This is a genomic window from Jeongeupia naejangsanensis (assembly GCF_016865585.1).
In the GTDB taxonomy this organism is placed as follows: domain Bacteria; phylum Pseudomonadota; class Gammaproteobacteria; order Burkholderiales; family Chitinibacteraceae; genus Jeongeupia; species Jeongeupia naejangsanensis.
In genome coordinates this window covers 135,826-149,414 of the sequence record NZ_JAESND010000008.1, presented here as the reverse complement: position 1 = coordinate 149,414, position 13,589 = coordinate 135,826, and the positions used below count along the sequence as shown (strand labels likewise).

14 protein-coding genes are annotated in these 13,589 nt (G+C 65.8%); 1 reads left to right on the top strand and 13 read right to left on the bottom strand.

The window, feature by feature from the left end; translation table 11 throughout:
- Window positions 1-283: 283 nt before the first annotated feature.
- From JMJ54_RS15090 to JMJ54_RS15035, 12 genes are all read right to left on the bottom strand, one after another.
- Window positions 284-787 (bottom strand): O-acetyl-ADP-ribose deacetylase, encoded by a 504-nt coding sequence (locus tag JMJ54_RS15090; protein WP_203539382.1) that lies wholly within the window; start codon window positions 785-787, stop codon window positions 284-286.
- Entirely contained in the window at window positions 784-2,046 is a 1,263-nt protein-coding gene (locus JMJ54_RS15085) for an APC family permease (protein WP_203539381.1), read from the bottom strand. Before JMJ54_RS15085 ends, JMJ54_RS15090 begins: the two co-directional genes overlap by 4 nt.
- A gap of 1 nt (window position 2,047) precedes the next feature.
- Window positions 2,048-2,947, bottom strand: a complete 900-nt coding sequence (hemF, locus tag JMJ54_RS15080) for an oxygen-dependent coproporphyrinogen oxidase (protein WP_203539380.1) — start codon at window positions 2,945-2,947, stop codon at window positions 2,048-2,050.
- Between the two features lie 124 nt (window positions 2,948-3,071).
- Window positions 3,072-3,551 (bottom strand): copper chaperone PCu(A)C, encoded by a 480-nt coding sequence (locus tag JMJ54_RS15075; protein WP_203539379.1) that lies wholly within the window; start codon window positions 3,549-3,551, stop codon window positions 3,072-3,074.
- A gap of 17 nt (window positions 3,552-3,568) precedes the next feature.
- The gene (locus JMJ54_RS15070) at window positions 3,569-3,889 is read right to left on the bottom strand and encodes a hypothetical protein (RefSeq protein WP_203539378.1); all 321 of its coding nucleotides are present in this window, start codon (window positions 3,887-3,889) and stop codon (window positions 3,569-3,571) included.
- Between the two features lie 222 nt (window positions 3,890-4,111).
- Window positions 4,112-4,492, bottom strand: coding sequence for an aspartate 1-decarboxylase (gene panD, locus JMJ54_RS15065; protein ID WP_203539377.1), 381 nt, complete (start codon window positions 4,490-4,492; stop codon window positions 4,112-4,114).
- Between the two features lie 207 nt (window positions 4,493-4,699).
- A complete protein-coding gene (locus tag JMJ54_RS15060) occupies window positions 4,700-6,544 on the bottom strand; it encodes a M60 family metallopeptidase (RefSeq protein ID WP_203539376.1) in 1,845 nt (614 codons plus the stop codon).
- A gap of 266 nt (window positions 6,545-6,810) precedes the next feature.
- Window positions 6,811-7,371 (bottom strand): hypothetical protein, encoded by a 561-nt coding sequence (locus tag JMJ54_RS15055; protein WP_203539375.1) that lies wholly within the window; start codon window positions 7,369-7,371, stop codon window positions 6,811-6,813.
- Between the two features lie 11 nt (window positions 7,372-7,382).
- Entirely contained in the window at window positions 7,383-9,236 is a 1,854-nt protein-coding gene (locus tag JMJ54_RS15050; protein WP_203539374.1) for a ribonuclease catalytic domain-containing protein, read from the bottom strand.
- 103 nt (window positions 9,237-9,339) lie between these two features.
- The gene (locus JMJ54_RS15045) at window positions 9,340-10,356 is read right to left on the bottom strand and encodes a zinc-binding alcohol dehydrogenase family protein (protein WP_203539373.1); all 1,017 of its coding nucleotides are present in this window, start codon (window positions 10,354-10,356) and stop codon (window positions 9,340-9,342) included.
- A complete protein-coding gene (locus JMJ54_RS15040; protein WP_203539372.1) occupies window positions 10,353-11,462 on the bottom strand; it encodes an alkene reductase in 1,110 nt (369 codons plus the stop codon). Before JMJ54_RS15040 ends, JMJ54_RS15045 begins: the two co-directional genes overlap by 4 nt.
- A complete protein-coding gene (locus JMJ54_RS15035) occupies window positions 11,459-12,148 on the bottom strand; it encodes an SDR family NAD(P)-dependent oxidoreductase (protein ID WP_203539371.1) in 690 nt (229 codons plus the stop codon). The genes JMJ54_RS15040 and JMJ54_RS15035 overlap by 4 nt, the downstream gene beginning before the upstream one ends.
- A 108-nt stretch (window positions 12,149-12,256) precedes the next feature.
- Between JMJ54_RS15035 and JMJ54_RS15030 the strand changes: the two genes are divergently transcribed.
- Window positions 12,257-13,159 (top strand): LysR family transcriptional regulator, encoded by a 903-nt coding sequence (locus JMJ54_RS15030; protein WP_203539370.1) that lies wholly within the window; start codon window positions 12,257-12,259, stop codon window positions 13,157-13,159.
- 27 nt (window positions 13,160-13,186) lie between these two features.
- On the opposite strand, the gene JMJ54_RS15025 is transcribed toward JMJ54_RS15030, so the two are convergent.
- Complete coding sequence (locus JMJ54_RS15025) at window positions 13,187-13,534, bottom strand: YgiW/YdeI family stress tolerance OB fold protein (protein ID WP_203539369.1); 348 nt, start codon at window positions 13,532-13,534, stop codon at window positions 13,187-13,189.
- Window positions 13,535-13,589 lie beyond the last annotated feature (55 nt).

Here is a 13,589-nt window from a genome sequence, read left to right as displayed (position 1 = left end):
TGCAATAAATGAATGCAAAAAAATCGCGAAAAAAAAGCCGGCCACAGGCCAGCTTTTTCGAGGTGTTCGGGCAGTCTGCAAAGCCGTGTCTTGTGGACAGGCGCGGCGCGCGAATCGGATTAGGCCGACATCCGCACATTCCGCCGAGGGCAAGGGCTGCACCAACCACAAACCGGTACTATTTGGCTTGGTCGGATGATCGAGTGTGCCAGAAAAATTCGGCGCTGCATTGTTTGAAACGCAAAAAACTTAATGTAGGTCAGTACCTTGGGACTACATGTGCTCAGCGGTCAGCGCCAAGCCTTGCCCGGTAAGCGTTCAGCGCGCTGTCATCGAAAGGAGCAAAGCGGACTTCGGCGACACCGAACGGCGCCGCCAGCACGGTGGTGACGGCAATATCGACGGCCGCGGCCAGCGGATAACCGTAGACGCCGCAGCTGATCGCCGGAAACGCAATGCTCGCCACACCGTTCTCGGCCGCCAGTTTCAGGCATTCGCGATAGCAGCTGGCCAGCAGTTCGGCCTCGCCATGGCCGCCTCCCCGCCAGACCGGACCGACGGTGTGGATCACGTGCCGTGCCGGCAGCAGATAGCCACCGGTGATGCGCGCCTGCCCGGTCGGGCAGCCTTTCAAACTGCGGCATTCGGCCAACAGTCCGGGGCCCGCGGCGCGATGGGTTGCGCCGTCGACGCCACCGCCGCCGAGCAGCGGTTCGTTCGTGGCGTTGACGATCGCGCCGACCGCCATCGTCGTGATGTCGCCCGGCGTGATCAGGATGCGGCTCATGCCTTGCTCCCGACCCGGATCGCGACCGACTGCCGCCACCACGCCCAGCCGGCGACCAGCGCGATCGCCAGCGCCGACCAGCGCGCGCCGGAAACGAAGAACGGCACGAATACCGCCGTACCGAGCAGCGCCGCCAGCGCCCGGCGTCGCGTTGCCGCGTCGGGGAAGTGCCGCCACGCCGCCCAGAATGTGAACAGGTAAACCAGCAGGAAATTGAGGTCGGCCAGATGGATGATCGCCGTCTCGTTCTGCCCGGAAAGCCGCAATCCGAGCAGTACCAGCGCATACAATCCGGCAAGCAGCCACAACGCCGGAACCGGCGTCTCGCCCCGCCCTTCGGTACGCGCCAGCCAGGCCGGCAGGCCGCCGTCGCGCGCGGTCGCCGACATCAGCCGCCCGGCCGCGAGCACCCAGACATTGCTGGTCACGAACAGCAGCACACCACCGATCAGGTCGGCGGCCAGCCCGGCCCGCGGGCCGACACTGCGCGCCAGCAGGTCGCTGATCACCGCATACTGGCCGGCAATGTCGGAGGCCGGCACGACCAGCGCGTAGACGACGGCGATGCCGAGGTAGAGCCCGCCGACAGCAACCAGCGCCAGCCGGATCGCACGCGGGAACGTCGTTTCCGGTGTCCGGACCTGGGTCGCCACGGTCGAGACGTTTTCCCAGCCCAGAAAGGAAAAGAAGCACACCGACGCGGCAATCCCGACCGCCCACAGGCCGTTCGGCGCAAACGGCGCCAGATTGGCCGGATCGGTTGCCGGCAGCGCCAGTACCAGCACGCCGATCAGCACGATGACCAGCAAGGAGAGCATCGCCGTCTGCGCCCGGCTGCCGAAACGCAGGCCGCCGAGGTTGAACGCCACATTGCCCCACATCACCGCGATCGCCGTCAGCGTCAGCCCCCACGGACTGGTGATGCCGAGCGCGTGGCAGAAGTAGCGCGCCGCAGCGAGGCCGACGACCGGATTGCCGAGGATCATCGTCCCGAGCAGCAGCAGGGCGGCGATCCGCGCCATCACCGGCGGAAAGCACACGCCGAGGAAGCGGACGATGCCGCTGCTGTCCGGATACGCGACCGAAATGCGCGCGAACACCAGCGCCACCGGGTAGGACAGCGCGACCAGCGCCAGCCAGGCAATCAGTGCCGCCGGCCCGGCAATCTCGGCTGCCATGGCCGGGATCACCAGAATGCCGGAGCCGACCAGCGACGACACGTAGTACGCGGTCAGGTGGCGGGTGCTGAGCAGCGACATCTCAGGCCAGCCAGTCGCGGATCGGCAGGAAATCGGTCAGCAGGCGTTCCTCCTCCGAGCCCTGCGGCGGCTGCCAGTCGTAGCGCCATTTGGCCGATGGCGGCATCGAGCAGAGGATGGATTCGGTGCGCCCGCCCGACTGCAGGCCGAACAGCGTGCCGCGGTCCCAGACAAGGTTGAACTCGACGTAACGGCCACGCCGGTACGCCTGCCAGTCGCGCTCGCGCTCGGCCCATGGCAGTTCGCGCCGGCGCTCGACGATGGTCGTGTACGCCGGCAGGAAGGCGTCGCCGACGGCGCGGATCATCGCGAAGCCGCCGTCGAAGCCGAGCTCGGTCAGGTCGTCGAAGAAGATGCCGCCGATGCCGCGCGCCTCGTTGCGGTGCTTGAGGAAGAAGTAGCGGTCGCACCAGGCCTTGAACTTCGGGTAGTAGGCCTCACCGGACGGCGCCAGCGCGTCGCGGCAGGTCGCGTGGAAGTGGACCGCGTCCTCTTCGAAGCCGTAGTACGGCGTCAGGTCCATGCCGCCGCCGAACCAGAACACGTCGTCGACGCCATCGGCGTAGGCCCGGAAAAAGCGCACATTCAGGTGGACGGTGGGGATGTACGGGTTCTTCGGGTGCAGCACCAGCGACACGCCCATCGCCTCCCACGCGCGGCCGGCAAGTTCGGGCCGGTGCGCGGTCGCCGATGCCGGCATCGCGTCGCCGAGCACGTGCGAAAACAGCACGCCGCCGCGCTCGAACAGCGCCGACTCCTCGATCACCCGGCTGACCCCGCCGCCACCGGCCGGACGCTCCCAGCGGTCGGCAATGAAGGTTCCGCCGTCGTACGCCTCCAGCGTGGCAACGATGTTCTGCTGCAGCGAGAGCAGGTAGTCCTTGACGGCGGTCGGGTTCATTCGGCGTTCCGATAATCAGTGGCAATACCCCGGATGATACGCCTGTCACCGCCCTGCTTCTCGCGGCAGCCGACGGCAAAACGGCCCGATACACGGGCCGTCTGCCCAACCTGGAGCGCCAGCGTCAATGTTGATGCATCGTCTCTGCCTTGGCCCCCATCGCCTCGACCTTGATGTCGACCTTGACGTTGCCGGCACGCTTGAACTTGAGCGTCAGCGGAAACTTGTCGCCCTCTTTCAACGGTGCCGCCAGCTTGAACAGCATCACGTGGTAACCGCCGGGTTTGAGCTCGGTATCGGCCTTGGCCGGGATGTCGACGGCAGTCACGGCATTCATTTTCATCACGCCGTTGTCGAGCTTCATCTGGTGCAGCTCGGCAGTCGCGGCCGCAGCGGTCTCGACGCCGATCAGCTGGTCAGCCGTATCGCCGTTGTTCTTGACCAGCAGGAAGACGCCGGCATTGCTTGAGCCCGGCGGCGTGGCGCGCGTCCACGGGTGGTGGATGAACAGGTCGCCGGCCTTGTATTCGTGGGCGTGGGCGTTGGCGGTCAGCGACAGCGCAGCGAGGACGAGGCCGCTGCAGAAAGTGCGAAGGGAAATCATCGGTGGATCCTGTGGAATCAGTGGGTGGCCGTACGGGAAGACGGCACGGCCGGCGGATCACGCGCCCGGCACGCCGGTGCGTCGGCGCCGCAGCCGGACAACGGGATCGCGGCGACTTCGACCGCGCGGAGCGGATCGTGCGGCAGGACCGGCAGTACTGACGGCAGCGCCGCCGGCATGCAGCACGGCGCGTCATGGCAATCGGGCGTGTTGCCGGGCGGCACCGTTCCGGCCGCCGAGCAGACAGCGGGTTTTGCCGGCGCAGCATACGCCACCGGCAGGCCGCGACCGGCCAGCGCAAGGCAGAACAGCAGCAGCGTCAGCAGGCGAACGCGCATCGGAACCCGGGGCGGGATGAGAATGGGACGGATTGTACGGACGCACGACGGCAACAAAAAGGCCAGGCTGCGGGGCCTGGCCTTGGTGCATGCATCGCACAGCGTGCTCATATCAGATATCGATAATATTCAGCGACATTGCAAGCAGATGACCGCGCCGTTCGTCGCCGCCCAAATGCAAAGACCACCCGAAGGTGGCCCGAACGGCGACGGTGCTGGCGATCAGGCCAGTTGCGTCGGCGTGGCGCTCTTGACGCTGACGATGCGGTTGGCTTCGTTGACGAAAACCAGCGACGGCGAGTGCTGCTTCAGCTCGGCTTCTTCGTAACGGGCAAAGGTCGCAATGATCAGCAGGTCGCCGACCTGGGCCTGGCGCGCCGCCGAACCGTTGACCGAGATGATGCCCGAGCCACGCGCGGCCTTGATTGCATAGGTTGCAAGGCGGGCGCCATTGGTGACGTTCCAGATTTCGATTTCTTCGAATTCGAGGATGTTTGCCGCTTCCAGCAGATCCTCGTCGATCGCACACGAACCCTCGTAATTGAGTTCCGAATGCGTCGTCGTAACGCGGTGGATCTTGGATTTGAGCATCGAACGTTGCATGGCGAACCTCGGCCTGACCGAAACGGGTAAACAGGGCTGAGGATTATAAACCTCGTGCCAAGCAATCCAAGCGGTATTTTCGCCAAGCGGCAGGCTTGAATCGTCTGCCCCTGCCCGCGGGCCTTGCAACGGTCGGTCTGCGATCGCTCAAGACGAAAAAAAACCGGGCACAAGGCCCGGCCAACGAGTGCTCCAGAAAAAACGGCTTCAGTAGAATTTGTACCTGATGTTGCTGTCCCGGTTGTCCCAGATCGGCGCGGACAGCGGCTGCAGGCCCATCGTCGACAGCGTCGATTTCGTCGCGGCATCGACCGGAACCCCCCAGCGCTCGAAGAAACTGCTCAGGTCGTAACTGGCGACGCGGCTGGTCTCGATCACGAAGGTCTGCTTCTTGGCCGCATCGGTCGTCGGCCGCTGCGCCGCCGGCATGTTGCGGTAGTTGGTGCCGAGCTTTGCGTAAAAGTCGCGACCGAAGGCCAGATCGAGCTGCCAGAACATCGTCGCCCTCACGAACAGGTCGGACTGCGCGGCGAAGTCGCGGCTCGGCTGCGCCAGATAGGCAAAGGTCTTGGTCCACGTGCCCTGCGTTTCGTAGCGCGACGGCTGGCCGAGCGCGCGCTGCACGTAGGCCGACGACAGGTTGACCGTGACCTCGGTCTGGTCGGCCCAAGTCATCGTCGACATCTGGTACTGGTGGCCGAGCTCATGCCACGGACCCCAGCCGTCGGTTCCGAGTTTGCCCGCGTTGAGCACCGCACCGATCGCGCCGTCGTCGGATGCACTGGCCATCCGGTACTGCCACGAATACATCCAGCCGTCGTACGGCGGCAGCTCGACGAAGTGGAAGCGGTGCGGCGTCGGGTTGTGCGGCCAGGCGTTGCCCGGCTTGATGCCGTACTGTTCGTCCTCGAGGTCGACGATGCGGTCCCACAGCTGCAGCAGCGCCACCGGATCATCGACGTGTTTTTTCGCCTTGGCCAGCGTCGCCGTCAGCATGGTCCGCTTGCCGACGAGTTCGGCATACGGCGCGTTGCCGTAACTCGCGAGCATCTGCGTCCAGTCGGCAGCGCTATGCTGGCCGAGCACGAAGCGCGGCATCACCCGGCCGCCGGAGACGATCTCGACATTCATCTCGCCACCGGTCGGGTCATTGAATACCGAGACGTAGACCGCACCGGTCTTTGTGGCGGTGATCGTCGTCGAACCGGTCGCCAGCTTCACCTTCTGGTCGCTGTCGTAATTCCAGGTATCGTCGTCGATTGAATGGATCCAGATTTCCGGCACCCGGCTCGGTGCGGTGCCGGTGGCGTAATAGCTGACGACGAGCACGTCACCGGGCTGGACCCAGTAGCCGGTCGACTGGAACGGCGTGTGGTTGAACGAGCGCAACTGTGCCGAGCGCAGCTTGCCGATATCGCCAGGTTGTTCGAGCAACAGCTTGCGCGCCGGCATGAGGTTGCCTGCCGGCGTGGGTGCTGGTGTGGGTGCTGGTGTTGGAACGGGTGTCGGTGCGGGAGTTGGAACGGGCGTCGGCGCAGGTGTCGGAACCGGCGGAGGAACAGGTGTCGGCGTTGCCGAGCCGATCAACAGCCAGACCTTGCCCGAACCGGCGACGCCGGAACTGGTCGCCGGGCTGTCGCCGCGTGTCCACCACTGGTTCTCGTACACCTTGCCGTTGAAGCTGACCCGCTGTCCCGCGGTATCGTAGGTTCTGGATGCGTCCCAGGCCGGATACTGCCCCGCCGGGGCCGGAGTTGCGGCAGGTGTCGGTGCCGGAGCGGGCGTCGGAACCGGTGTAGGTGCCGGGGTTGGCACAGGCGTCGGTGCGGGGGTCGGCGCTGGCGTGGACACCGTGCCGGCGACCTCCCACGGCCCCCACTGCTCGGCGCCCGGCGTGTTGCCCTGGGTCCACCACTTGGCGCGCCAAGTCTTGCCTGCGTAGTCGGCAGTGTTCCCGGCCACGTAAATCTGGGTGCTGTTCCACGCTGCAGCCCATGCCGGCGACGTCAGTGCCAGCAACAGTGTTGCTGCAATCGTCCGCTTCGTCCCCATCCCGCCTGTCCCTTTTCGGTGTTGTCATCCCCGTCCGCAAACGGAGGCAGGCGATTCTTGCGGCAAAGAAGGCGCAAGACAAGCGTCAGACGTTCTTAAATATCATCAAAACAACATATTCTAATGAGTTGCATTTCTGGCAAGAGGACGAGGCCGTCGTTCGTCCGCCCGTCCCTGCCGGCGGTCGCATTCGGCCAGCCGGCCGCCGTGAGCGACCTGCATGAAAAAACCGGCCACGCGGGCCGGTTTCATCTGCGACTGCGGCTTCAGGCCGCGCGGTACACGAGGCATCCATCGAGCAGGAATTCGCCCGGCGCAACCCGGTCGCCGAGTTCGACGCGTTCGAAATTGAGCTGCGCCCCGTCGACGACCACCCAGGCCGGAATCGGCTTGTCGCCGTAACGGCCGACCAGCTCCTCGGCACGCTGCACGTTGCGATGCTCGATCCGCGCAGCGGGCTGCGGCACCGGTGCTTCGTCCGCACCGGCCTGCGGTCTCGGCTCGGGCGCCGACGCCGGATTCAGCTCGCCGGCCTGCGTCGGCAGGTTGCGCAGGTACAGGCCGAACGCCCATGACGGAATGATGACGCGGCGCACGCGTTTGGTATTGTCGACGACACAGGCAATACCGAACGTATCGCCGCATTTCGGGCAACGCGCGGTCGCAGCGATCGCCAGATGGTCTTCGACCAGCCGGGCGGCGCCTTCCATGTCGCGCGCCTGCAGCATATTGCCGCAGCGCACGCAGGGCTTCGAGAATTGCTTGACCTGCTCGCCGTTGCGAAAGCGCACCGGCAGCAGTTCATCGAGTTTTCGTTTCGGCAACATGATCGGACCCGTTACATCGTCGCCAGACGGCATTCGACGGTCAGTTCAAGAAAATCGATCGCCAGCCTTTGCAGTTTGACCGTCGATCCGGCCGGCAATTCCGGCAGGCCCGGTACGCGCATTACCAGCGGCAGACCATCGATACGGACGAGGTTTTCCTTGATCAGGGTCGCGGAGAGTTCGGTCAGCTGCTCCTGTTCAAGGTAGCGCAGGCACCAGTAGCGTTCCAACTTGTCCTGGAACTCGCCGTACGCGGCATACGCGGTATCGAACGCGCCGATCGCGCCGAAGAGTTCGGCATCGTTTTTGGCGAAGCGCGGCGTGGTCCCGCCGATCATCGCGACGATCTGCGTCTGGTTGACGAAGTCGACCGCGCGCCGCAGCGGCGAGCTCGACCACGCGTAGCACTCGACGCCAAGGCCGACGTGTGGGCCGAACTGCGTCGTCATGCGCACGCGGCCCTGCCCCTGCACGCGGTAGATCGCGGCAATCTCGGCCTTGTGCAGGTCCATGCCCCAGGTGCTGTTGACGAAGATCATCATCTCGGCGACGAGTTTGTCCATCGGCGAGCCGCGTTTGCGCGGCAGGATGCGGACTTTCTTCGTCCCGTCGGCGAGCTTGTCGACGTAGAAGCTGTAATCGAGCCGGACCGGTGCGTTCGGGTCTTCGGCGCGGCCGCGACGGGCCTCCATCGCATTGGCCAGTTGCCACAGGAAATTCAGTTCGCGCTTGTACGGGTAGTCACCGCCATCCTTGCCGGCGGTGTCCTCGTTGAAGTGCGTTTCGATCTGGTCGTGGCGCAGGTTGGCGGCAATCGGCACGCGCTCGACGATCGAGCGGTGTGCGACGACGTCGAAACCCGGGTTGATCTCGACGTACATGCTCACCGCCGGCCGGGCACTGCCGGTCTCCAGCGTGAAGATGTTCACCGCCGAGTCGGGCAGCATGGTGATCTTGTCGCCGGGGAAGTATACCGTCGACAGCCGTTCGAACACCTGCGCGTCAAGCGGACTGCCCGGCGGGATGCCGAGCACCGGCGCGGCGATGTGGATGCCGACCTCCCAGTTGCCGTTGGCGAGCTGCTTGATGCTGAACGCATCGTCGATTTCGGTCGTCGTCACGTCGTCGATCGAGAAGGCTTCGACATCGGCGACCGGCAGATCGTCCGGCGCCGTGATAGCGGCGTCGGTCACGCCGTCGCGACCCTTGGGGAAGTATTCGAGTTCGAAGCCGTCGAGGAAATACTGTTCGACATCGGCGATCGCGCCGACACGTTCGAGCAGGCGCAGCACGCTGGTCTGCTGTGCATCGGCCGCAGCGGCGAGTGCCTTGTACTCGAGGCCGTTCTTGTCCGGACGGTGGATCAGTCGCTTCAGGCCTGCACGGAACGCTTCCGGCAGATTGCCGGCTTCCAGCTCGGCCTGCCACGCGGCCATCTGCTCGGCCTCGCGCTTCTTGCGCTCGACGCCGGCCAGTGCCGCCTTGACGTTCTCTTCCGGCGCGGCCTTGTAGCGGCCACGGCCCTTTTTGTAGAAGTACATCGGCGCCTGGGCGATGCGGATCAGCGCCGCCGCCTGCTGTTGCGGCGTCGGGCCGGCGCCGAAATATTCGGCAGCGATGTCCTCGAAGCCGAACTCGTCGGCGCCGCAGACTTCCCACAGGAAGTCGACATCGATATCGGCGGCCAGCGTCTCGGCCTCCGACAGCAGGCTGGCCGGGTCGGGCCGCTCGAACTTCAGCAGCACATTGGCCGCCTTGATCTTGCTGCGCTTGCCGCGCACGTCCTCGATCATGAAGCTGGCGGCCTGCGCCTCCTTCACCGTGGCGACCTTGAAGCCGCCATCCTCGTCATAAAAAACGTGCATACACCGCGCAGCCCGAACAAAACCGACGATTATACAGCAGCGGCTTTGCCGGGCAGCGGCGAAAACGTCGTCAAATCAAGGGTCGGACCGGCGGTCGGCGGCTTCAGAAACCGGCGAGGACGATCTTGCCGATCGTCTGCCCGGCTTCGAGCGTGGCGTGGGCGCGCTTGAGGTTGGCCGCGTTGATCGCGCCGTAGTGCGCACCGACGGTGGTGCGGATCGCGCCCGAATCGACCAGGCGCGCCACTTCGGTCAGCAGTTCGTGCTGCTTCACCATGTCGGCGGTCCGGTACATCGCGCGGGTGAACATGAATTCCCAGACGAAGGTCGCGCTCTTGGACTTCAGCAGGTTCAGGTCCAGCAGCGTGCTGTTTTCAACGATGGACACGATCTTGCCCTGCGGCGCGATCACCTGCGCCATCGTGGCGAAGTGCTGGTCGGTGTCGTTGAAGCACAGCACGTAATCGACGGTCTCGTGGCCGAGCGCCTTGAGTTGCGCGGCGATGTCCTCGCGGTGATCGACGGTTGCGTCGGCGCCGAGCTGCGTGACCCAGTCGCGCGATTCGGGGCGCGACGCGGTGGCGATCACGGTCAGCCCGGCAACGACCTTGGCCAGCTGGATCGCGATCGAGCCGACGCCACCGGCGCCGCCGATGACCAGCGCGGCCTTGCCACGATCGGCACCGGCGGTACTGACGCCGAGCCGGTCGAACAGCGCTTCCCACGCGGTGATCGCCGTCAGCGGCAGTGCCGCTGCGTCGGCGGCATTCAGGCTGGCCGGGCGAAGTGCGGCGATGCGTTCGTCGACGAGCTGGTACTCGGCATTGCAGCCCGGCCGGGTGATGTCGCCGGCGTAGTAGACCGGATCACCGACCTTGAACAGCGTCACGTCCGGGCCGACGGCCTCGACCACGCCGGCGGCATCCCAGCCGAGCACGCGGGGGCTGGTCTCGACCTTGTCCTTCGGTGCGCGCACCTTGGTATCGACCGGATTGACGGCGATCGCCTCGATCTTCACCAGCACGTCGCGGCCGGCGGCCACAGGTTTGGGCTGCTCGACATCGAGCAGTGCATCGGCATCGGTGATCGGCAGGTAACGGTTCAGGGCGACGGCTTTCATGCGGGTTCTCCTGGTGCAGCAAATTTCGGGTAATCGGTATAGCCAGCGGCATTGCCGCCGAACAGCGTGGCCGGATCGAGCGCGGCCAGCGGTAGGTGGTGTTGCAGCCGGACCGGCAGATCCGGATTGGCGACGAAGGGCCGGCCGAAGGCGACCAGATCGGCCCAGCCGGCTTCAAGCACTGCTTCGGCGCGTGCTTCGTCATAGCGGCCGGCGACGATGATCGTGTCCTTGAAGCGCGATCGCAGCGCCACGCGGAAATCGTCCGGAATCTGCGGTGCGTCGTCCCAGTCGGCCTCGGACAGGTGCAGGTAACCGACCTTGCCGGCGAGCCATTCGCCGGCCAGCAGGATGGTGCCGGTGATTTCCGGGTCGGCCATGTCCTTGAACGTCACGAACGGCGCCAGCCGGATGCCGGTGCACTCGGCACCGATCTCGTCGGCGACCGCATTCACCACCTCCTGCAGGAAGCGCAGCCGCTTTTGCGGGCTGCCGCCGTAATCGTCGTCGCGTTGGTTGGACACGCTGCGCAGGAACTGGTCGACCAGATAGCCGTTGGCACCGTGAATCTCGACGCCGTCGAAACCGGCGGTCATCGCGTTGCGCGCGGCAACGCGGAAGTCCTCGACGATCTCGGCGATCTCCTCGACCGTCAGCGCCCGCGGCATCGGGCAATCGAGCATCCGGCCGACGCCGTCGTCGCCGACGACCCAGACCTGCGTGCCCTGCGGCTGGATTGCCGACGGCGCAACCGGCTGCCCGCCATCGTGGAACACCGGATGCGACACGCGGCCGACGTGCCACAGCTGCAGATAGATGCGCCCGCCGGCGGCGTGTACCGCGTCGGTCACCTTGCGCCAGCCGTTGACTTGTTCGGCGCTGTAGACCCCGGGTGTGAACGAGTAACCCTGGCTGGCCGCGCTGATCTGCGTTGCCTCGGTAACGATCAGCCCGGCACCGGCGCGCTGTGCGTAGTACTCGGCCATCAGGGCGTTGGGAATGTCGCCGGGCTGGGTGGTCCGCGCCCGCGTCATCGGCGCCATGACGATGCGGTTCTTCAGCGTGTCGCCACCGAACTTGTACGGGGTAAACAGGGCGCGGCTCATAGCAGGGCCCCTGCTTCGAGGTCGAGGACAGAACCGGTCATCGCGGCCTGCGTCATGGCCAGAAGATAAAGCTGCGCCAGATCGGCCGGCTCGACCACCCGCCCCAGCGGCAGGCTGGCGCCGATGCCGGCGAGCCTGTCGTCGCGCGCGGCACCGCTGCCCCAGCTCCCCGTTGCGGTGACACCGGGCGACACCACGTTGACGCGGCGCGGCGCAAGCTCCTTGGCAAGGTTGCGGCCCAGCGCTTCGGTTGCGGCATTCAGCGTTGCCTTGGTCACGCCACCGACCGACGGCTTGCGCGACAGCACGCCCGAGGTCAGTACGATTGATGCATCGGCGGCCAGCTTGGGTAACAGCGCCTGGATCAGCGCGATCGTGCCGAAGAACTTGACCTCGAAACCGAGCCGCCATTCAGCCAGATCGGCATCGGCAAAGCGCGGCGACGACACGCGGGCACCGGCGCTGAACACGACGTGATCGAGCACCGGCAGCGCGGCGACGGCAGCGCCGAAGTGGGCCGGTGCGGCCAGATCGATCGCCAGCGGCACAGCGCCGGCCGCTACATCGGCACTGCGCCCGGCTGCGTGCACCTTTGCCCCTGCAGCCAGCGTGGCTTCAACCACCGCGCGGCCAATGCCGTGAGTGCCGCCGACGACGAGGACCGTTTTTCCATTCAGTGTTGCCACGCGTTTTGCTCCAGCGGATGAGGTGAAGCGATGATGCGCCCCGCACACCCAATGAAAAACAGCGTAATGTTCAAAACATATTCAAAAATATGTTGATAAAGGCAAGGCATGGCGACCGAACCACCGGGCTGGGACTGGTTTCTGCGCATCGTCGAACGCGGCTCGCTCTCGGGTGCAGCGCGCGACCTGAACCAGACGCCGGCCGCGCTGTCGGTGGCGCTGAAACGGCTGGAGGCCCAGCTCGGCGTGCGGCTGTTCCTGCGCAGCACGCGACAGTTGTCGCTGACCGCCGAGGGCGAGATCTGGTACCGCAGCGCGCTAGCGGCGCAGCAGGCACTCGACGCCGGCCGCGATGCACTGGCCGCGCACCGGGGCGAGCTGGTCGGGCCGCTGCGGATTTCGGCGCCGTCGGATTTCGGCCGCCAGTTCGTCGTCGACTGGCTCGACGCTTTTTGCGGCCAGCATCCGGGCATCGTGCCGTGGCTGACGCTGTCCGACCGGGTCGACGATCTGGTCGCCGATTCGATCGACCTCGCCTTCCGCGCCGGCGAGCAGGACGGCAGCGTGATCGCCACACCGCTGACGCCGGACAACCGCCGGGTGCTGGTGGCCAGCCCGGCCTACTGGGACCGCCACGGCCGGCCTGACTCGCCCGCCGGGCTGAGCGGCCACGCCTGCCTCGCGTTCAGCATCCGCGACAGCGCCCACGTCAGCTGGCGCTTTCACCGCGACGGCCAGACCGAATCGGTACAGGTGGCTCCGGTGCGCCACGCCAACGACGGCGCCATCGTCAGTGAATGGGCACGGCGCGGCTGGGGTGTCGCCTACAAGTCGCGGCTCGACGTCGCCAACGACCTCGCGGCGGGACGACTGGCCCAGGCGCTTGCCGACTGGCAGGGCGAGCCGACGCCGATGTACATCGTCCGGCCCGGCGCCCGTCAGCTGCTGCCGCGCGTGCGCGCGTTCCGCGACTTCTGCCTGGGCCAGCTCGGCCGGCCGGCACCGGCATGAAAAAACCCGCCGGATGGCGGGTTGGCTTTACTTGATGATCTCGACCAGCTTGACGTCGACGGCCTCGAAGCCGGTGAACTTGCTGCGGTCGACCTTGCCCGACAGCCTTACCTTCATCTGCGGCGTGATGTTCTGCACCGGCCACTTGTCATGATCGATCTCGACCTGGATCGTGCCGGTATTGTCGCGGAACTCGTAATGGCTGCCCTTGACCTGCTTGACGATGTAGCCCTCGAGCACCACCGGCACGTCGTCGTCGGCCTTGGCGGCGTCGGCGGCCGTCGTCATCAGCGGCGCACTGTTCGGGCCGACGAAGGCGGCAGCGGCAAAACCGGTGCTCAGTGCCAGCACGCTGGCGAGAATGATCTTTTTCATGGTTTCTCCTTGTTATTGAACCGGTTTTGAGTGGCCATCACCCTTCCCGGTTCCG